Origin of the sequence: Mucilaginibacter sp. 14171R-50 (genome assembly GCF_010093045.1) — a bacterium.
GTDB lineage: Bacteria > Bacteroidota > Bacteroidia > Sphingobacteriales > Sphingobacteriaceae > Mucilaginibacter.
The window spans coordinates 3,936,100-3,955,330 of the sequence record NZ_CP048115.1 but is presented as its reverse complement, the minus strand read 5'-3'; the positions used below and the strand labels follow the sequence as shown (position 1 = coordinate 3,955,330).

At 44.9% G+C, this 19,231-nt stretch carries 21 protein-coding genes and 1 pseudogene; 16 read left to right on the top strand and 6 right to left on the bottom strand.

Annotated features, from left to right (window positions below; translation table 11 throughout):
* Positions 1–5 precede the first annotated feature (5 nt).
* The 5 genes from GWR56_RS20650 to GWR56_RS17970 all read left to right on the top strand — a co-directional run bounded on the left by GWR56_RS20650 (position 6) and on the right by GWR56_RS17970 (position 3,441).
* Positions 6–626, top strand: coding sequence for an RtcB family protein (locus tag GWR56_RS20650; protein WP_238395263.1), 621 nt, complete (start codon positions 6–8; stop codon positions 624–626).
* Positions 605–1,405: an RtcB family protein gene (locus GWR56_RS20645; protein WP_370463827.1), complete on the top strand. Its 801-nt coding sequence runs from the start codon at positions 605–607 to the stop codon at positions 1,403–1,405. Before GWR56_RS20650 ends, GWR56_RS20645 begins: the two co-directional genes overlap by 22 nt.
* Positions 1,405–2,022, top strand: coding sequence for a peptide chain release factor H (gene prfH, locus GWR56_RS17980; protein WP_162432583.1), 618 nt, complete (start codon positions 1,405–1,407; stop codon positions 2,020–2,022). The genes GWR56_RS20645 and prfH overlap by 1 nt, the downstream gene beginning before the upstream one ends.
* A 389-nt stretch (positions 2,023–2,411) precedes the next feature.
* Complete coding sequence (locus GWR56_RS17975; RefSeq protein WP_162432582.1) at positions 2,412–2,861, top strand: DUF305 domain-containing protein; 450 nt, start codon at positions 2,412–2,414, stop codon at positions 2,859–2,861.
* Positions 2,862–3,090: 229 nt separating this feature from the next.
* Positions 3,091–3,441 carry a hypothetical protein gene (locus GWR56_RS17970; RefSeq protein WP_162432581.1) on the top strand — a complete coding sequence of 117 codons (351 nt, stop codon included), beginning with the start codon at positions 3,091–3,093 and terminating at the stop codon, positions 3,439–3,441.
* A 60-nt stretch (positions 3,442–3,501) separates the two neighbouring features.
* Here GWR56_RS17970 and GWR56_RS17965 read toward each other — a convergent pair whose 3' ends face one another.
* A complete protein-coding gene (locus GWR56_RS17965; protein WP_162432580.1) occupies positions 3,502–3,927 on the bottom strand; it encodes a hypothetical protein in 426 nt (141 codons plus the stop codon).
* Positions 3,928–4,188: 261 nt separating this feature from the next.
* Between GWR56_RS17965 and GWR56_RS17960 the strand changes: the two genes are divergently transcribed.
* Complete coding sequence (locus GWR56_RS17960) at positions 4,189–4,653, top strand: N-acetyltransferase (RefSeq protein WP_162432579.1); 465 nt, start codon at positions 4,189–4,191, stop codon at positions 4,651–4,653.
* A gap of 160 nt (positions 4,654–4,813) precedes the next feature.
* Here GWR56_RS17960 and GWR56_RS17955 read toward each other — a convergent pair whose 3' ends face one another.
* The 5 genes and pseudogenes from GWR56_RS17955 to GWR56_RS17930 form a co-directional block, all read right to left on the bottom strand.
* Complete coding sequence (locus GWR56_RS17955) at positions 4,814–5,674, bottom strand: RNA polymerase sigma factor RpoD/SigA (RefSeq protein ID WP_129875191.1); 861 nt, start codon at positions 5,672–5,674, stop codon at positions 4,814–4,816.
* 202 nt (positions 5,675–5,876) lie between these two features.
* The gene (locus tag GWR56_RS17950) at positions 5,877–6,716 is read right to left on the bottom strand and encodes an MBL fold metallo-hydrolase (RefSeq protein WP_162432578.1); all 840 of its coding nucleotides are present in this window, start codon (positions 6,714–6,716) and stop codon (positions 5,877–5,879) included.
* Between the two features lie 77 nt (positions 6,717–6,793).
* Positions 6,794–7,410: pseudogene (locus tag GWR56_RS20825) on the bottom strand (SOS response-associated peptidase).
* Between the two features lie 59 nt (positions 7,411–7,469).
* Entirely contained in the window at positions 7,470–8,723 is a 1,254-nt protein-coding gene (locus GWR56_RS17935; RefSeq protein WP_162432576.1) for a Y-family DNA polymerase, read from the bottom strand.
* Entirely contained in the window at positions 8,707–9,141 is a 435-nt protein-coding gene (locus tag GWR56_RS17930; RefSeq protein WP_162432575.1) for a LexA family transcriptional regulator, read from the bottom strand. Before GWR56_RS17930 ends, GWR56_RS17935 begins: the two co-directional genes overlap by 17 nt.
* 156 nt (positions 9,142–9,297) lie before the next feature.
* Here GWR56_RS17930 and GWR56_RS17925 point away from each other — a divergent pair, with 156 nt between their 5' ends.
* From GWR56_RS17925 to GWR56_RS17880, 10 genes are all read left to right on the top strand, one after another.
* Complete coding sequence (locus tag GWR56_RS17925; protein WP_162432574.1) at positions 9,298–9,993, top strand: bifunctional 2-polyprenyl-6-hydroxyphenol methylase/3-demethylubiquinol 3-O-methyltransferase UbiG; 696 nt, start codon at positions 9,298–9,300, stop codon at positions 9,991–9,993.
* Positions 9,990–11,114, top strand: coding sequence for a glycoside hydrolase family 130 protein (locus GWR56_RS17920; RefSeq protein ID WP_162432573.1), 1,125 nt, complete (start codon positions 9,990–9,992; stop codon positions 11,112–11,114). Before GWR56_RS17925 ends, GWR56_RS17920 begins: the two co-directional genes overlap by 4 nt.
* A gap of 105 nt (positions 11,115–11,219) precedes the next feature.
* Positions 11,220–11,774, top strand: a complete 555-nt coding sequence (locus GWR56_RS17915) for a hypothetical protein (protein WP_162432572.1) — start codon at positions 11,220–11,222, stop codon at positions 11,772–11,774.
* A gap of 187 nt (positions 11,775–11,961) precedes the next feature.
* Entirely contained in the window at positions 11,962–12,903 is a 942-nt protein-coding gene (locus GWR56_RS17910) for a hypothetical protein (protein ID WP_162432571.1), read from the top strand.
* 8 nt (positions 12,904–12,911) lie between these two features.
* The gene (locus GWR56_RS17905; protein WP_162432570.1) at positions 12,912–14,465 is read left to right on the top strand and encodes a phosphatase PAP2 family protein; all 1,554 of its coding nucleotides are present in this window, start codon (positions 12,912–12,914) and stop codon (positions 14,463–14,465) included.
* Positions 14,466–14,477: 12 nt separating this feature from the next.
* Positions 14,478–15,269, top strand: coding sequence for a hypothetical protein (locus tag GWR56_RS17900; protein ID WP_162432569.1), 792 nt, complete (start codon positions 14,478–14,480; stop codon positions 15,267–15,269).
* A gap of 91 nt (positions 15,270–15,360) precedes the next feature.
* Positions 15,361–16,455 carry a hypothetical protein gene (locus GWR56_RS17895; RefSeq protein ID WP_162432568.1) on the top strand — a complete coding sequence of 365 codons (1,095 nt, stop codon included), beginning with the start codon at positions 15,361–15,363 and terminating at the stop codon, positions 16,453–16,455.
* A gap of 94 nt (positions 16,456–16,549) precedes the next feature.
* Positions 16,550–17,014: a RidA family protein gene (locus tag GWR56_RS17890; protein ID WP_162432567.1), complete on the top strand. Its 465-nt coding sequence runs from the start codon at positions 16,550–16,552 to the stop codon at positions 17,012–17,014.
* A 5-nt stretch (positions 17,015–17,019) separates the two neighbouring features.
* Positions 17,020–18,132, top strand: coding sequence for a D-TA family PLP-dependent enzyme (locus GWR56_RS17885; RefSeq protein ID WP_162432566.1), 1,113 nt, complete (start codon positions 17,020–17,022; stop codon positions 18,130–18,132).
* 25 nt (positions 18,133–18,157) lie between these two features.
* Positions 18,158–19,228, top strand: coding sequence for a dipeptidase (locus tag GWR56_RS17880; RefSeq protein ID WP_162432565.1), 1,071 nt, complete (start codon positions 18,158–18,160; stop codon positions 19,226–19,228).
* Positions 19,229–19,231: the final 3 nt, after the last annotated feature.

Below are 19,231 nucleotides of genomic sequence, written 5' to 3'. Positions count from 1 at the left end.
GCCACATGGGCAATTTAAAAACAAAAGATTTAAGTAAAATAGGTTACCATAATGATCAGCTGCGAAGCCTGGTGATCGGGATAGCCTCTAAAAATTTCAAGCACCACAGTAAGCAACAATTGCTGAATTTGCTGGTGAATATTAAAAATGATCCGGAAGCATTTTTGGATGATGAGTTAACAAGTAAAATAGCTGAAAAGGTAATCGGCAAAACGGATGCTCCATTGTTTAAAACGTTTGAACTGCGCGATCAGCTGGTGTATTGTAAAACCTATGGCGGCAAGGGTATTGAGCAGTCGGCCAAAAAGCAAATGGAGCTGGCTAACCAGCTGCCTGTAAGCGTACAAGGTGCATTAATGCCTGATGCGCACATGGGTTTTGGTTTTCCTATTGGTGGTGTGCTGGCTACGGATAACGCGGTGATCCCGTATGCCGTAGGTATGGATATAGGCTGCCGCATGGCGCTTTCAATTATTGACGAAAGCGACGGCTTCCTGAAACGGTTTGAATATCGAATTAAACAAGCCTTAAAAAACCACACCCATTTTGGTATGGAAGGCGGTTTGGATATCAGGCAGGAACATGAAGTGCTGGATAGCCCGGTATTAATGAGATTCCGTTTTTAAAACCGCTGCGCAGTAAAGCGGTAAGGCAATTAGGCACATCGGGCAACGGCAACCACTTTGTAGAATTTGGCGAGATCGAGCTTTTGGCTGATAATACCTTAGGCTTAGCGGCTAAAAAGTACACGGCTTTGTTAACGCACTCGGGCAGCCGTGGTTTGGGCTCGGTAATAGCAAGGCATTATACGCAGATCGCCATGAATACCTGCAAACTCCCGCGCCACGCGCAGCAGCTGGCCTGGCTGGATATGAACAGCGAAGCCGGGCAGGAATACTGGTTAACCATGACCTTAGCCGGCGATTATGCCAAAGCTTGTCACGAGCGGATTCATGCGAACCTGTTAAAGGCTTTGAGTTTGAAGGCATTGCACGTGGTAGAGAACCACCACAACTTTGCCTGGCAGGATCAATTGACCGATGGTAGTAATGTGATCATCCACCGTAAAGGTGCGACACCTGCACATAAAAGCGAATTGGGCATTGTCCCCGGCAGCATGACCACACCCGCTTACCTGGTATCGGGCAAAGGAACCAGCGATGCTTTATACTCTGCATCACACGGCGCGGGCCGGGCTATGAGCAGGCAAAAGGCAAAGGATAGTATGACTGTATCGGCTATGAAAAAAATGCTGAGTAATGCTGGTGTAACCCTGATTGGCGGCACGGTTGAAGAGAATCCATTGGCTTACAAAGACATTGAGACTGTAATAGCTGCGCAACACGATCTGGTCGATATTCAGGGCAAGTTTTATCCGCGTATTGTTAGAATGAATAAGGAGTAATGATGAAAAAGATGATGATACAGATCACTTCAGGCAAGGGCCCGGCAGAATGCTGTCGGGTTGTAGCCTGCGTGCAAAGCCTGATGATGAAGCAGGCTAAACAACAAAGTATTCATATTGAAGTGCTGGAAAATAAGGCCGGCGAATTAAACGATACATTACTATCTGCAACCATGATGGCAACTGGCCAAAACCTGGATGCGTTCGTAAAGGAATGGACTGGCACTATACTATGGATAGCTCAAAGCCCATATCGTAAATATCACAAGCGAAAGAACTGGTTTGTTGGCGTAGCAGCTTTTGATGTGAAGGAACTGATGCAATGGAACCCTAAAGATGTAAAGCTGGAAACCTGTCGCTCATCCGGCCCTGGTGGCCAAAATGTAAATAAGGTGGAAACAGCAGTTCGAGGGACGCATTTACCATCGGGCTTACAAATAATGGCAATGGATACGCGCTCACAACTGGAAAACAAAAAGCTTTGTTTGGCCCGACTGGAAGCCAAAATAATGGTTTGGCAAAAAGACCAACTGATGCCGCAACAGCAAAGTCAATGGCAGGAACACAATGCCTTGGAGCGGGGTAATCCAGTTAAAACAATTAAACAAGACTTATAATGATTGGACTTATCCTATATAATAATTGAAAATGAATTCCTCAAAAACTTTTTTATCAGTATTTTTAATAAGCATTGAAAGCAAATAAAAAGCCAGTATGTGCGCAATAGTTCCTTAGAAGTTTCAGAAAATGCCCTAAATCATACCCTCGACTATGAGGCATGATTAAAACATTTGATAATCAACAATTTAGAGCTGTACGGATGCATCCTGCCATCCCGACGTTACAGGACAAGTCAAATTTATTTTTGGCTTGTCCTTTTTTATTTTATCCAAATCTTTGTTAATCAGGTATGTACGCGGACACTGACGTTACCTGGGTGGTTCGAACGGCATAGCCATTATAAACAAAACGCCTTTAAAACGGTTCTTTTTAAAACACCACGCTGATGAAAAACGGAAATTACGGAAAGTTTGCGCTTATGCTGGCCGCTTCTTTCGTGCTGATGTATGCAATCATGTTTTTGAATGTGAACGAGCCGGATCATATCTATATCAATATGACCCGATTTTATATGACACTGATGATGATCGCCGCCATGGCGGTACTCATGCTGGTAATGATGCCCATGATGTATCCGGATAAAAGGAAAAACCGGGCATTGGTAATTGTTGGCATTGTAGTGTTCGGGCTGGCTTTTGCCGGGGTGCACCGGCAGGTGGGTATCAGTGATGTGCAATATATGAAAGGCATGATTCCCCATCATTCCATCGCGATCATGACCAGCGAGAATGCACATATCACCGACCCGCGGGTGCGCAAGCTGGCTGACGGCATTATTGCGACGCAGGAAAAGGAGATCAAAGAGATGAAAGCTTTGATCGACAGTTTACAGTAAATCATCAACGATCTGGAACAGCAAAAATTTGACGTTACTATACAGCCGGAGCGGCGCGGCATCAGGAAAGAACCATCAACGTACAACACAGAGATGAAACGTTCAAGTTGACGTGGGCGATCAAGCCACCAGCATTTTAAATACCGGAAAAAGCTTTGGAGCCTGGTCAGCGGCGACCTGCCGCTGGAAAGTGCGAAGAATTATCGCGGGATTTTAAGATATTTACGAAATGGACAGCACGGGTAAACAGCGCGCGCGATACGTTATTGAATATTTTAGTAACCTGATGACAGCTACCGAGCGGCTCGCGCTACGGCATATCCGGTCGGAGTGTAAGTTAGCAGGTGTGGAGAACCAAAACCTGGTTAACGCTTATTATAAAAAAGGCTGGTTAAGTACCGATCCCGAAGTACTGGCCTTGCTTAACCAGGGCGCTGACCAGTTTATGCTGAATTGCGCCGAACGGATATTGAAAGAAAAGCCGGATGAGGTTTTCCTTAACCTGTGCCCCAGGTGCGGCAAACTGGCCAGGACACCTCAGGCAAAGCAGTGCAGGTTTTGCGGGGAAGATTGGCATTGAGTGGTTTATTAAGCGATAGTATAATGTGCTTAAGTCGAATTGGAACTTCCATCAATGAGGCTATTTTATCAGCCTATCAAATGCTATTATAGTCGAATCTTCTAAAAGATCCTTATCTGACAGCACCATTAATTTTAAAACTTTGTTTTTCAATACTTCAGGATCTTTACGGTACTTCAGGCAGGTATCAGCATTAAATATATAAACCATCAATCGTTTATCGGGGTTGCTTTTCAAATACCTTTTTAGACTCGGTATTTTGTCAATAAAAATGGATCCCTTGTGCATTGGCGGAATAAAATACGGATTAATGCTATCCGTAAGAGTACAATCAGCACAACTAAAGGCTGTATCGGCCAGTGCTTTAACCTCATGGTATTCCGTAATTTTTAAATTTGACCTGTTTAACAGATAAATTGAATTGTCAAATGGATGACAGCCTGGTATCAGGAACCCTAATGCAATATATATAATCGTTTTTTTCACTTTAAAAGTTATCGGTCGATAGGTTTCATTTTATTAAGCAATATAAATATAACCTGTTTAAATTAAATGGCGGGATTGTGCCGGGCGGCCGATTTATTATTTTCGATCAGCGTTAACAGCAAATAAAAGCACAGTGATGCGCAATTGTTCTTTCAAAGTTTTAGAAAATGCTTAAATCATACCTATTTTAGCTTTCAGGAAAAATCGCGAAACGCAAATCTTGTCAATTTAAAGACCGGCAGTTCCGTTAAATTTATCGTTATGAAAATAGATCTGGCAGATATCTTGATACGTACAGCTGACGTAAATGATTTGTGTGCCTTGTCTGCCTTTCGTGGTAATACTGCTGACGACCAGTATTTTTGGTCGCAGCGGATTGGCGGTTACCTTAATGCAACTTATCATCCGCAACAAGCACTGCCCAGGCGGGTTATTTTCGCGTCGGAGTATAAGGGTCGTTTAATCGGCTGGATTGCGGGTCACCTAACCCGCCGTTACGATTACCAGGGCGAATTGCAATGGTTAGATGTACAGCCTGAATTCCGGTCTGCCGGCGTAGCCTCGGCGCTATTAGCCCAACTTATGTTATGGTTTCAGCAAAACAGGGCTGCGCGCATTTGTGTAAATTGTGCGCCCGATAACAATGCAGCGCTTGCTTTTTATAGGAAGAATGGTGCGCATCAATTGAATGAACATTGGCTGGTTTGGCCGGATATTGAAAAGTAAGCTTTATGCAGGCTATTTAATGTGTGGCGGCTTTGGCTGAAAATAACTCATACGTTATCACGGTAGTATATTTAACATCATATCCGTAACCCGGTACCAATAAAAAAATCCCGGTGACTAACTATAAGCTACCGGGATTTTTGTTGACCTGCAATGGTTGTTATCCTAAATACGATTTCAGGATCTTGCTGCGCGATGTATGGCGCAACCGTTGTAAGGCTTTATCTTTTATCTGTCGTACGCGTTCGCGGGTTAAATTGAACTTTTCGCCAATTTCCTCCAGCGATAGGGGATGGTTGCTGCCCAAACCAAAGAACAGCACAATGATTTCGCGCTCGCGCTCGGTTAAGGTTGACAATGAACGTTTGATCTCTTCCGAAAGCGATTCGTTGATCAGGATCGAATCGGTATTCGGTTCCTGGTTTTCCAGTACATCTAATAAAGTGTTTTCTTCGCCCTGTACAAACGGCGCATCCATAGATACGTGGCGGCCGCTGTTGCTTAGCGTATCAGATATTTTATCAACGGTAGTTTCCAGCATGTCGGCAAGTTCCTCCGGCGATGGCTCGCGTTCGTACTCCTGCTCCAATTTTGAAAACGCCTTGCTTATCTTGCTTAACGAACCTACCTGGTTCAAAGGCAAACGTACAATACGGCTTTGCTCGGCAATAGCTTGTAGTATAGATTGGCGGATCCACCAAACGGCGTATGATATAAATTTGAAACCTTTTGTTTCGTCGAAACGCTTCGCAGCCTTAATAAGGCCTAAGTTACCTTCGTTAATAAGGTCGCCGAGGGTAAGACCCTGGTTTTGATATTGCTTGGCTACAGATACCACAAAACGAAGGTTTGTTTTTGTCAGGCGTTCTAATGCAGCCTGGTCGCCTTCTCTAATTTTCTGAGCTAAGATTACTTCTTCTTCGGCAGTTATTAGGTCAACTTTACCAATTTCGTGTAGATATTTGTCGAGGGACTGTGACTCACGGTTGGTAATTGATTGAGTTATTTTGAGTTGTCTCATTTATTTAATTAACCTCGATTCTTGAATTTAGAATTGAACGTGCAAAGTTACAAATTTGTTTCTAAAAATAATATTTTATAGCTAATAATGCCAGTATTTTACTATAAAATGAAAGAAGTTTTAAGTAATGGTATTTGGAATAATTTTTGTTATGAAATATTACCAAATAACAAACTAATAAAATTACCTAAACGTTAAATCGCTAAATTTCATCGAGTTTAAACACGTTTTTTACCCTGATACCTTTTTCGGTTTGTTGCAGTGTGCAGCACTCATTCAGCGGGTCGTGTTCCAGGTATAGGATATAGTCTTTTTCAACAGCTTCGTACCAGTAGGCTTTCCGTTCTGCAAGTGTCTTCAGCGGGAACATGTCGTAAGCCATGATATAGGGCAGGGGCAAATGCCCGACAGAAGGCAGCAGGTCGGCCATATATAAAATGTATTTACCCTTATAGTTAATAAGCGGCAGCATCATGGCGTCTGTGTGCCCGTAGGCAAAACGTATGCTGATCTCGTCTGTAAAAGCAATACCATCTACCGGATCAATAAATTGCAGTTGGCCGCTTTGTTGGATGGGTAAGATGTTCTCTTTTAAAAAGGAAGCCTTTTCGCGGTCGTTTGGATTTACCGCCCAGTCCCAATGCTGTGGGTTGCTCCAGTAGGTAGCGTTTTTAAAAGCAGGTGATAACTTTTCGCCCTTATGTACAACAGCGCCGCCCACATGGTCGAAATGCAGGTGGGTTAAAAATACATCGGTGATATCATCGCGATGAAAGCCTTTTGCGGCTAACGAGCTATCTATCGTGGCGTCGCCGTGCAGGTAATAATGGCTAAAAAATTTCTCGTCCTGTTTATTGCCGATGCCTGTATCAACCAGTATCAGGCGGTTGCCATCCTCTATCAGCAGGCAGCGCATGGCCCATGTGCAAAGGTTATTCTCATCGGCGGGGTTGGTTTTGTTCCATAACGATTTTGGTACAACCCCAAACATCGCCCCGCCATCCAGCTTAAAAAAACCGGTATCAATGGTGTGTAGCTTCATGTTAAACTAAGCAAATTTAAGGCAAGTTAACAAATATCTTTAACCGGGACAGGTACGCAGGGCAGGGGCCCTTAAACTTAACTGCCCTGGCTATGGTCTTTTTCAACCGTGATCTTAAGCGTTTCCGAAAGGCAGGGCCTGTTTTGCAAAAAAGCGCTCCGCTCAACGCCGCTGTAATTGTTATTAAGCCAGGTTTTTATATCAGTTCGCTCCAGGATGGCCGGCATACGGTCGTGTATCGCTGCCATAGAGCGGTTGGGCGGCATGGTGATCATAGCAAACGTGGGAATAAGCACGTTGGTTTGTATATCTATCCATATATCCCAAAGCCCGGCTATGTAAAAAGGTTTTCCATCCGCGCGTTCTATCCTGTATAGTTTTTCGTGAGATTTGTTATACTCAAAAAAGGCCTGTATACGTATAACGCAGTGTTTTTACCCAGTAGCTGCCGCCACAGGCCAACAGAATGCAGCGTTTCTATACGCGCATGCTTGTTTTTACTGTGGATCTTATCATCATCCAAAGTAAGCAATCCCCACCTGAACTGCTGTACCTTATCGGGCATAGCATCAGTTACAACAGGCAGCATAGCGCCCGGATTGCCTGTGCTGTTAGCCTTAGGTGTAAACTGGCGCCCATCGCGGCCGGTAATTAAAATATCTTTATTCTCGCTTACTAAAACTCTTCCGCACATATAATTTAAAACGCACAAAATTACTAATTATTTTAGTAATTAAAAATATTGCTTACAACTTAATGGGTTACAATAATGTCCTTCCACCTGGTGGTATATTGCTTGCTCAGAAATTCCTGCTTCATTTTCCACGTTTTGTCGTAACCTTCGGCCGCTATGCGTAAACTGCCCCGGCCGTACCGGCCGTTGATATCATCTATAATGCCGCTTAGTTTCTGCTTTTTGCTATTATCGTACCCGGTGAACATGTTGTATTGCACCTCGCCTGCGGGAATAATGCCTGTGGCCCTTATGCCTGTTTTAAGATAGTTGTAATTTGGCTGCCAGATGGCGCGCATAGCCTGTACACAAATCTTGGTAAGCTCGTGTGTGCTGTTGGTAGCGAAAGGTACCTTTACGGTAATGCTGGGGTAATGCTGATCGTGCTTAACGTTATGCTTGTTGGTGCGCAGGTAAACGGTTAAGGTAAGCGCCATGCTTTTTTGCTGCCGTAGTTTTAGTGCTATGGTGGCCGCGTGCATGGCCACCGCTTCCTCTATTTTTTCGAGTGTTGTTTGGTAAGTGTTAAAGCTTTGGCTCGATTCGATACCTTTAGACCTGTCGGCCACGTCGCGTATCACATTACATGGTTTGCCCCATAATTCCTGGTGCAAGCGCCATCCTTGCACGGTCATTTGCTTACGCACAAAATCGGGTTTTAATTTTCTGAAGTCTTCGGCGGTGTTTATACCAAACTCCTTTAATTTATCATAATAGGCCCTGCCAATACCCCACACATCCTCTATCGGGAAATCTTTTACAATTTTGCCAACGTGGTCTTCATCCTTTAAAACAAGAAAGTTTTTTCCCTGCTTTTTGGCGGCTTTATTGGCAAGCTTAGCCAGCGAAAGGGTAGGGCCAACGCCAATGGTAATAGATAAACCCGTATCGCGCATCACGTTCTCGCTAATGGTTTGTGCGTGTCGTTCCAAGTCAAGGCCGCGTACATTATCAAAGGCCATAAAAGCTTCGTCTATACTGTAAACCATCAACATGTACGTATACCGTGCAAGGTTATTCATCAGGCGTGCGCTCATATCGGCATAAAGCGGGTAATTGCTGCTAAAAACAACAGCGTCGTGATCTTTCAGTGTTTTACGCACAATAAATTCGGCATCGCCCATTTTTAGCCCTATGGCCTTAGCCTCGTTGCTGCGCGCTATAACACAACCATCGTTGTTTGATAATACAACAATAACCTTCCCTTTTAACTGGGGCTGAAACAGTGTTTCGCAACTTACATAACAATTATTTATATCAACATGCGCAAACACGTATATACCTCCCTGTACGTTGTTGTGGCTGTAATAAGGGGTTTAAGGTTAACAACACCACTCCCCAGCATTCCCATTGGTCAATATCGCTAATAATAAACGTATCGGCAGCTGTGTTCCCTTTTAGCACCAGCCGGTTTTTTTCAGGCAGATACGCCCTGGTATAAAATCCTCCTTCATGAAAAAAAACCACTATGCTGCCCGGCACCGGCTTTAACGAGCGGTCGACCACCAAGATATGGTCGGAGCCTATCTGATAGCCCGTCATGGCTTCGCTGCCCATACGCATGTAATAAGTATTATCGGGGTCGATAACGGTAATGTCAGTAATATCAAGCGTGGGCTCTTCATGAGTCAGCATCGGCAGGCGAAATCCCAGCACGTCTCTTTTAGTAATTTGTTTCCTGATATGTAACATAATCACAGTATGTCAGCAAAAGTAATACTAAAAATATTAGTATTTTAACAGTGTTTAAAATATCCTTACAACCTGTAGCAGTATATTAAAAATGAACGCGGGATATTGATGCTTTATCTTACATTGCTTTAATTTGGCTAACACAATTAAATTACATTGAAAGATATATTCGGCCAGGCATTATTTGATCATTTTAAGGGCAACGGCCGGAATAAGCTGTGGATAAATAACACTTACGGAGCAAAAGAGGAAATGCCCGTGGACGTATATTTCCGTACCGAAAATGAAATGCCCGACCTGGAGTTGCTTGCCTTAAGCCGGTGCAGCGGCAAAGTTTTGGATATCGGGGCAGGTGCAGGCAGCCATACGCTATTGTTGCAGGAACTCGGCTTAGCGGTTACCGCCCTTGACATATCAGAACTGGCAGTTACCATTATGCTGCAGCGCGGCGTTAAACAGGCCATACCAGGAAATATTTTTGACTACCGGGACGAAAAATTTGATACCTTATTATTGCTGATGAACGGTATAGGCCTATGCGGTACTATTCAAAAATTACGTTTATTTTTACAACATGCCAAAGGTTTATTGCATGAGGGAGGAACGTTGATATTCGACTCGTCGGATATTGCTTACCTGTATGAAGGCAATTTGCCTGCAGAAGGCTACTACGGCGAACTGTCTTACCAGTATGTGTATAAAGGGCAAAAAACCGATTGGTTTAAATGGTTGTATATAGACCAGCAAACGTTACAACAAGTGGCCGCCCAGGAGGGTTGGGTTACAGCGTTTTTATTTGACGATGGCATGGACCAGTACCTGGCCAGGCTTACACCGGTAATTAAACTATGATGAAAAAAGTTTACAAATTTATTAGTGTACTCGCGTTTATCGTGCTATCGGCCGGCGCAGTATCGGCACAAACAGATAAACTGCCGGCCTGGGCTTTCGGGCCGTTCATCAGGCCGGCAAATGTTAACCCGCTTATTAGCCCGGATACTACCACCCGCTTTTATGACCCTATGCGAAAAAAGCAAACCGACTGGGAATCTAACGATACCTTTAACCCTGCGGCTACCATTAAAAACGGCAAGATATACATCCTTTACCGCGCCGAAGATAAATCGGGCATGGGCATAGGGGGGCGTACGTCAAGACTCGGCCTGGCGGAAAGCGCCAATGGCATTTCCGTAAAGCGGTCGCCGGTACCGGTGTTATACCCGGATAACGACAGCCAGAAAGAATTTGAATGGACAGGCGGTTGTGAAGACCCGCGCGTTGCCATGACGGCTAACGGTACGTATGTTGTTTTTTACACACAATGGAACCATGATATGCCGCGCCTGGGCGTAGCCACCTCAAAAGACCTTAAAAAGTGGACCAAGCACGGGCCGATATTCCGTAAGGCCTATAATGGTAAATTTTTTAATATCGCCAGTAAATCGGCGTCTATAATTACGAAACTAACGGGGGGGAAACAGGTAATAGCCAAAATTAACGGTAAGTACTGGATGTACTGGGGCGAAACCGGCGTTTATGCGGCCACATCCACCGACCTGGTGAACTGGGCGCCGTTGATGAATGCAGATGGCAGCCTGAAAGCGCTGATATCGCCCCGCAAAAACTATTTCGACAGCGACCTTACCGAATGCGGCCCGCCCGCTGTTATTACCCCAAAGGGCATTTTACTGCTGTATAATGGTAAAAATAACATCAATTACGGCGATAAGCATTATACCGCCAACTCGTATTGCGGCGGGCAGGTGCTATTTTCAGCAACCGACCCTACAAAGGCCCTTAGCAGGCTTGATAAGCCTTTTTTCGTACCACAGGAGGCTTTTGAAAAGAGCGGACAATACCCTGCAGGCACCGTGTTTATGGAAGGCCTGGTTTATTTTAAACACAAATGGTTTTTATATTACGGTTGTGCCGATTCGCGGGTGGGGGTAGCTATTTTCAATCCCTATAAATAACTGGTGTTAAGTGCCTTAAAATAAATCTCAGTTTTTTGTAATATTTTTGCGATAATTAAATAAATACATATATTTACAACCGTATTATCCCTAATACTACGATTGGTGAAAAGGTTTTTTGCTTTATTTCTGCTTAGTATACATCTGTTTAACACAGGTGGGTATAGCCTTATCTCCCAGTATTTCATCCATCGTTCCGAAGCGCAAATTGTAAAGCAGATCTACGAAAACAAGGTTGATGCTACCCAGTTGGTACAAATAAAAGTACCACTTAAAAGCCCGGGCATAGTTGATTGGCCCGATTACGAACGCATACAAGGGCAAATACAGTTAAAGGACGGTTTTTATAACTATGTTGGTGTTAAAATGACCCGCGATACCATGTTTTTGGTTTGCGTAGCCAACAGCGTTAAAACCAAACTGTTTAATACAAACATTATAGTAGCAAAAAATTTCAGCGATGCCCCGCTAAGCAAGAAGGGACAGGATGCGCCATTTAAAAAGGCGCAATCCGGGGTTTCTGAATATGATGCCCCCGAAACAAGTTATACTTTTTTAAGATTTGCAGATTCAGTAGAAAGAAGCGACGCTTCTGTAGCATACAAATTATCCCATCCTTACATCGAGTCTCCGGGCAAGCCGCCTAACCACATCGGTTGATTAATATATCAAACTTATTATTTCTCAATTCCTGTAATTCAAGATAGTTACGTCTTGTCGTGACGTAACTGGTATTTGAATTAACTGTATTGAGATGAAAAATATGAGCATCAGCTACTAATTTGTGAGATTTTTAGCGGCTGATGCTTATAATCCTTACTTAACCCTACTTACTTAAAAAGCTTATATGAAACACTGTTTACATTATATAAACAGGTATTGTTTGGCTGTTTTAGTTTGTGTTGCCTTAACAAACACTGTTAATGCGCAAACCGAAACAGATGCGTTAATGATACCTAAAAATTACTTTTGCGCCGCAGGCGTATACACCCACAACAGCTGGGACCATTACTGGGAAGGCACCTTTAAACGCGATAACGGCAACTTAGGCACCGTTAGCAGCAATATTTATGCAGTTGGCGGCAATTACGGTTTAAGCAACAGGATAAACCTGTTATTTATGATACCCTATATTAAAACCAATGCAACTGCGGGTACCTTAAGGGGCCAGCGCGGTGTACAGGATATCAACCTTGCCGTTAAATGGATGGCTGTAAAGCAGGAAGTAGGTACCGGCCTGTTAAGCTTGCACGCTATTTTATCAGGGAGTATCCCATTAAATAACTATGAGGCCGATTTTTTACCGCTTTCGCTGGGTATGCAAAGTAAAAGCATAGCCCTGCGGGGGCTGCTTAACTACCAGGTAGGCCGCTTTTTTGTAGCCGGCGCCGGCCAGTATGTGCGCAAGGACAATATTACTATTGACCGCGACTCGTACTACACTACCGAAATGCACTATACTGACCAGGTGGCTATGCCTAACGTCACAAACTTTTTGGTTAGTACGGGCTATCGCAGTTTAAGGTTCAATGCCGAGGCTGTACTATCCCAGATGACCACTATCGGGGGCTTTGATATCACCAAAAATAATATGCCGTTCCCAAGCAATAAAATGAATGCTACAATGGCCGGCGCAGTATTTAAATATAGCTTCAGCAAACTGGAAGGCCTTGAGCTAACTGCCGGAGGCAACTACGTGCTAAAAGGCCGCAATTACGGCCAAAATACCTCCCTTTTTGGCGGCATATACTATGTGTTCGCGGTTAAAAAAGACAAATCTGAAAAATAAGAACAGTCATGAAAAAACATATACTCCATATATTACCCGTGATGATGGTAGCCTTATCGGTTTTTAACACATCATGTAAAAAAGAAATTGAGGAACGCAACCAGCTATTTCCTGCGCTGGCACCTGCTAATTTAGACCTTGATGCCGATACCTGGACACCGGTATTAACGGCATCATCTACGTTCACGGTTGCCACACCCGATGCTATTACCTCGCCAAACTATCTTGCGGATCTGAACGAGATAAAAAGTTATCAGCGCAACCTTACCCGCGAGCAACGGGATATTATCGAATACTGGAGCGCCGGTTCAGTTTTACGCTGGAACGAGATCTTACGCGAGCTGGTTGCCAAGCACAATGTGCCGCCATACCAGAATGAGGATGGCACATATCCGGCCCCAAGCGCCGCCAACCCGCTGGCGTACCCCTTGTTCCCATTCTCGAACCCGCCGTATGCCGCACGCGCTTATGCTTATGTAAGTGCCGCACAGTACGACGCTTTGGTACAGGCCTGGAAATTTAAAAAACAATTTAACCGTGCGGCCCCCTATACCAACGATCCTACAATAAAGGCGCTTGTGCCAAAATCAACCTTACCGGCATATCCAAGCGAAGATGCGGTAATAGGGGGTGTTACCGCTAAATTGATGGAACTGCTGTTCCCAGGCGACCTTGATTTCATACAAAAGAAGGTGGCCGAAGAAAAATTATACCGCATTATGGCCGGCGCTAACACCCGTTCGGATATGGACGCCGGTGAAGCATTAGGCAAACAGGTTGCCGAGGTATTTTTAACCCGTGCCCGTGCAGATGGCGCCGGTAAAGCCGGTGGTACCCCTGCCGACTGGAAGGCATTTGAAACAAACACTGCTGCCACAGGCCAGGTGCCATGGGTGAGCTTAGAAATGCCAAAACGCCCGCCTATGCTGCCGTTTTTTGCAAAGGTTAATCCGTTTTTATTCAGCAATGCAACTATTCCGTCAATACGCCCGCCTGCGCCATATCCAACTAATTCGCCTGAGTTTAAAAAGGAGACGGATGAGGTATTGGCTATGAGCAACGACAGAAGCCGCGAGCACGAACGTATTGTAACCTACTGGGCTGATGGCGTAGGAACCCCGACCCCTACAGGACACTGGAATACTATTGCCGCAGAAGAATTTGTAAAGCATAAGTACAGCGAAGTAAGATGGGCGCGGAACCTGGCCTTATTAAATATGGCGCAGATGGATGCCGCCATTGTGTGCTGGGATGCCAAGTACTTTTATTTTAACCCACGCCCTACACAAACCCTGTTTAATATAAAAACCTTAACCGGCGTTCCAAACTTCCCGTCATACACATCGGGCCACTCAACATTCAGTGGTTCTGCGGCTACGGTTTTGGGTTACCTGGTTCCCGAAAAAGCAGATGCATTTATGGCTATGGCTAAAGAGGCTGGTATGTCAAGGTTGTATGGTGGCATACACTACCGCAGTGATTGTGATGCCGGTTTGGCAAGCGGTATAAAGGTAGGTACTTATGCAGTAAACAGGGCTAAAATAGACGGCGCCGGGAAATAGGGGTTAAGGATCATGCTTAGAACAGAACAAAAGATACATTACGCCTTACGTATTGCGGTTGCCATGTGTTTTATAGGCCATGGTTGTTTTGGTATAGTTACCAAACAAATATGGTGTAATTATTTTGCCGTATTCGGTATAGATTCCCATACAGCATATGCCCTGATGCCCTGGGTTGGTATTTGCGATATAGCTTTGGGCCTGGTAATGCTGGTATACCCTATGCGGGCAATAGCCTTATGGCTGGTTACGTGGGGGGCTGTTACCGCATTTCTGCGCCCGGCATCCGGCGAGCCATTTGCTGAATTTATTGAGCGCGCGGGTAACTTTGGTGCCCCGCTCGCGCTCCTTATCCTTTCGGGTGGTGTGAGCGGTTTTCGCCAGTTATTTGTGCGTATCGATGCAAATGCCGTGGTTGATGATAAAACCCTTAAAAGCGTATTTAATTGTTTAAAGGTTGTTGGCTTTTTACTGCTAACAGGCCATGGCTGGTTAAACCTTATACAAAAGCAAGGGTTGCTCGGTCAGTACGCCTCCTTAGGTTTTGCCAATCCGGCCAGGGTTGCGCAGTTTGTAGGGGTTTTTGAAGTAACGGCGGCTTTTGTGGTTTTAGTGAAACCTATCCGCACCATGCTGCTTATATTCATCCTATGGAAAATTTCCAGCGAACTGCTTTATCCCCGTTACGAAATGTTGGAATGGATTGAGCGCGGCGGAAGCTACGGCACCCTTATAGCACTATGGTTTGCAACTAAACAGGTACCCCTCAAATCTTATCATAAAACAGTTACGAAAACATATTAATTAACCGCCCAATTTAACAACCTGTACAAAGGTTACCGCTAAACCTTATTGGCTTACGGAAATAACTTGCTTATACTAAATAAATCACAACATGAAACTTACTTTTAAATTCCTTACGGGGATCGCGATAATCTTACTTCTTAACAATACTACCGCCAGGGCACAAGGATGCGTAGCTATACGCGGGAACGGTTCGTTTTCGACCATGGAACACCCAATGCTTGATACTGCAACGGGCTCTGATAAAAGCTGGTATTTTACAACATCTTACCGTTATTTCAGATCTTTCCGTCACTTTAAGGGTAACCAGGAACAATATGAGCGCCTTGAAAAGCACACCGAGGTTATTAACTGGCAAAACACTATCGACCTAAGCCTTACCCGCAATTTCGACAGGTTTTGGTCGGTAACTGTGGGTATTCCATATCTCATTAATACCCGTTCTTCGTTATATGAGCACGGCTTAACAGAAAGGCACAGCTCATATTCGCATGGTTTTGGCGATATGCGCATAGTAGCTAACCGGTGGCTATTTGATAACCGTACTGCCAAAAAAGGTAACATCCAGGTTGGATTAGGGGTGAAGTTGCCCACCGGCAACTATAACTACAAAGGTTATTTTTATAATGTCACCCCGTCTTCCCGCCCTGTCGATCAATCGATACAGTTAGGTGATGGCGGTGTTGGTATTATTGCCGAGGTTAATGGGTTTTTGCATATGGGCAGTAATGCAAGTTTATATACAAACTTGTATTACATGGCTAACCCCCGTAATACTAACGGAACACGTACCTATTTAGAATTGCTAAGCCCTACGCTTGCCGAATCGGATATCATGAGCGTACCCGATCAATACATGGCAAGGTTAGGTGTTAACTATTCCTTCGGTCAATCAAAGGCGTTCACAGTTTCTGCAGGCGGCCGTTTAGAAGGTGTGCCTGCGTATGACCTGATAGGTAAAAGCGAAAAATGGCGTCGCCCGGGCTATGTGGTATCCGCCGAGCCATCTTTAAATTATAGCTTTAAAAGGATGAATATATTTGCGAATGTGCCTATCGCCGTTGTTCGTAAGCGTATTCAAAGCTATAACGATAAACAAAACTCTATCAAAACCGGTACGGTAATTTACGGTGATGCTGCCTTTGCAGACTATTCTATAAACTTTGGCGTGTCGTTTAAGCTTTAATTAATATAATGGTTATGTAAGTTAGGCCGGGGTGGTTCCCGGCCTTTTTTTGTTTACAACTGCGCTTTTTGTTTAAAAATAATAGATTTACAAAATGAACTCAGCCGAACAAAACTTTAAAGACCTGGGCTTAAACCTACCCCCGGCACCAAAACCCCTTGGTGTTTATAAACCCTGTTTAATTGATGGCAAATACCTGTACCTGTCGGGCCACGGCACCGTTCAGGACGATGGCAGCCTCATCATTGGCCGCATTGGCGATACAATTAGCATGGAAGATGGTAAACTGGCCGCAAGGCAGGTTGGCCTGGCTATGCTGGCTACCATTAAGGCTAACTTAGGCAGCCTGGATAGGGTTAAACGTGTTATAAAAGTATTGGGTATGGTAAACTGTACGCCCGATTTTGAAAGGCACCCGTATATCATAAACGGCGCGAGCGAGCTGTTTGCCAAAGTATGGGGCGAAGAAAATGGCGTTGGTGTACGTAGCGCGGTAGGGATGGGCTCGCTGCCCGACAATATCCCGGTAGAGATAGAAGCCTTATTTGAACTGGTGTAAGCATTATGGCAGCATCTGAGTGGTATACCATCAACAATGTTGACAAACTGGATACGCCGGCGCTGGTGGTATATCCCGACAGGGTAAAATACAACATTGGCCTGGTTAAAACCATGATAGATGATGTATCGCGCCTGCGGCCGCATGTAAAAACGCATAAAAGCCCTGACGTTAGTTTGCTGATGATACAAGCCGGTATAACCAAATTTAAGTGTGCCACCATTGCCGAAGCAGAGATGCTGGGCATGGCTAAAGCCCCCGACGTGTTACTGGCATACCAGCCTGCCGGGCCAAAGCTTCAACGTTTTGTGCAGCTGATAAAAGCATATCCGCAAACGGCGTTTTCGTGCCTGGTGGATAATCAGGTTTCTGCTATGGCCATAGCTGCGGAAGCCACACAGCAAAATATTACCATCCCGGTTTATATCGACCTGAATATTGGTATGAACCGTACCGGTATTATGCCGGCAGAAGCACTTGCGTTATATGAAGCTTGCGCTGGTTTGGCAGGCATACAGGTATTAGGTTTGCATGCTTACGATGGCCATATTCACGATGCCGATTATGGCATCCGGCAGCAGCGGTCTGATGCAAGTATGAAACCGGTTTTAGAACTCGCTGATGCTATTACTGATAAAGGATACTATAAGCCGGTTATAATTGCAGGGGGATCGCCAACCTTTCCAATACTGGCGAAGAGACCTGGGTTGGAGTGCAGCCCGGGCACGTTTGCTTATTGGGACAGGGGCTACCAGTTGGCGTTTCCCGAACAGCAATTTCAAACAGCGGCGCTGATAATTGCAAGGGTAATTTCGTTGCCGGACGAGGGGAAGATCTGTATAGATGTGGGCCACAAATCGGTATCCGCAGAAAACGAATTATCAAAACGGATACACTTTTTAAACGCGCCCAACCTTGTTTTTAGCAGTCAATCCGAAGAGCATCTGGTAGTCGATGCAGGCAACGGTCACCAGTATAAAGTTGGTGATATATTATACGGCTTACCGTATCATATCTGTCCAACTATCGCTTTATATGAACGCGCAATAACCGTTGAAAATAACCTTGTTACAGGCGAATGGAAAAATATTGCAAGAGATAGGAAGATAACAATATAGCAATACATCAATTAACAATACAAAGATGTTCATTATAGATGCCCATTTAGACCTTAGCATGAACGCGCTGGAATGGAACCGCAACCTTACCCGCCCCATTGCCGAAATAAACCAACGCGAAGAAGGCTTAATAGATAGGCCCGACCGTGCAAAGGCGGTGGTGTGTCTGCCCGAATTACGAAGGGGCAACATAGGCCTTGTGGTAGCAACGCAGATAGCGCGTTACGTAGCACCGGACAATCCATTGCCTGGCTGGCATTCGCCGCAGCAGGCCTGGGCGCAGACGCAGGGGCAGCTTGCCTGGTATAAAGCTATGGAAGATGCCGGCGAAATGGTGCAAATAAACAACCTGCAAAGCCTTGATGAACATTTAAGTTTATGGAATAACGGTACCGATAACAGTAAAAAGCCTGTTGGTTATATTCTTAGCCTTGAAGGTGCAGATTCTATAGTAAATATCAGCTATTTGGAAGGTGCATACAAAAACGGCCTTCGTGCGCTGGGCCCTGCGCATTATGGCCCGGGCAGGTACGCCAATGGTACTGATGCAACAGGTAAAATGGGTAAAGAGGGTTTAAACCTGCTAAAAGAAATGGAACGCCTCAACATCATCCTTGATGCTACGCACCTTTGCGATGATGCCTTTTGGCAGGCCCTTGATAGCTTTAACGGCCATGTTTGGGCCAGTCATAACAACTGCCGCGCATTGGTAAACCATAACCGCCAGTACAGCGATGAGATGATCAAAGCGCTGATCGATCGCGGGACAGTGATAGGCGCGGCCCTTGATGCCTGGATGATGGTACCTAACTGGGTCAGGGGGCAATCGACCCCGCGCGGGATGAATTGCAGCCTGGAGGTAATGGTAGATCATATCGATCATATATGCCAGATAGCCGGTAACGCCCTGCATGTGGGTATGGGTACCGATCTGGACGGGGCCTTCGGGCGTGAACAATGCCCCTACGACCTGGAAACCATCGCCGACATGCAGAAAGTGCAATCACTGTTAAAAAAACGTGGCTATAGCGACGCCGATATTGAAAATATGATGCACGGTAACTGGCTGCGATTTTTACGTAACGCCTGGAAATAAAAC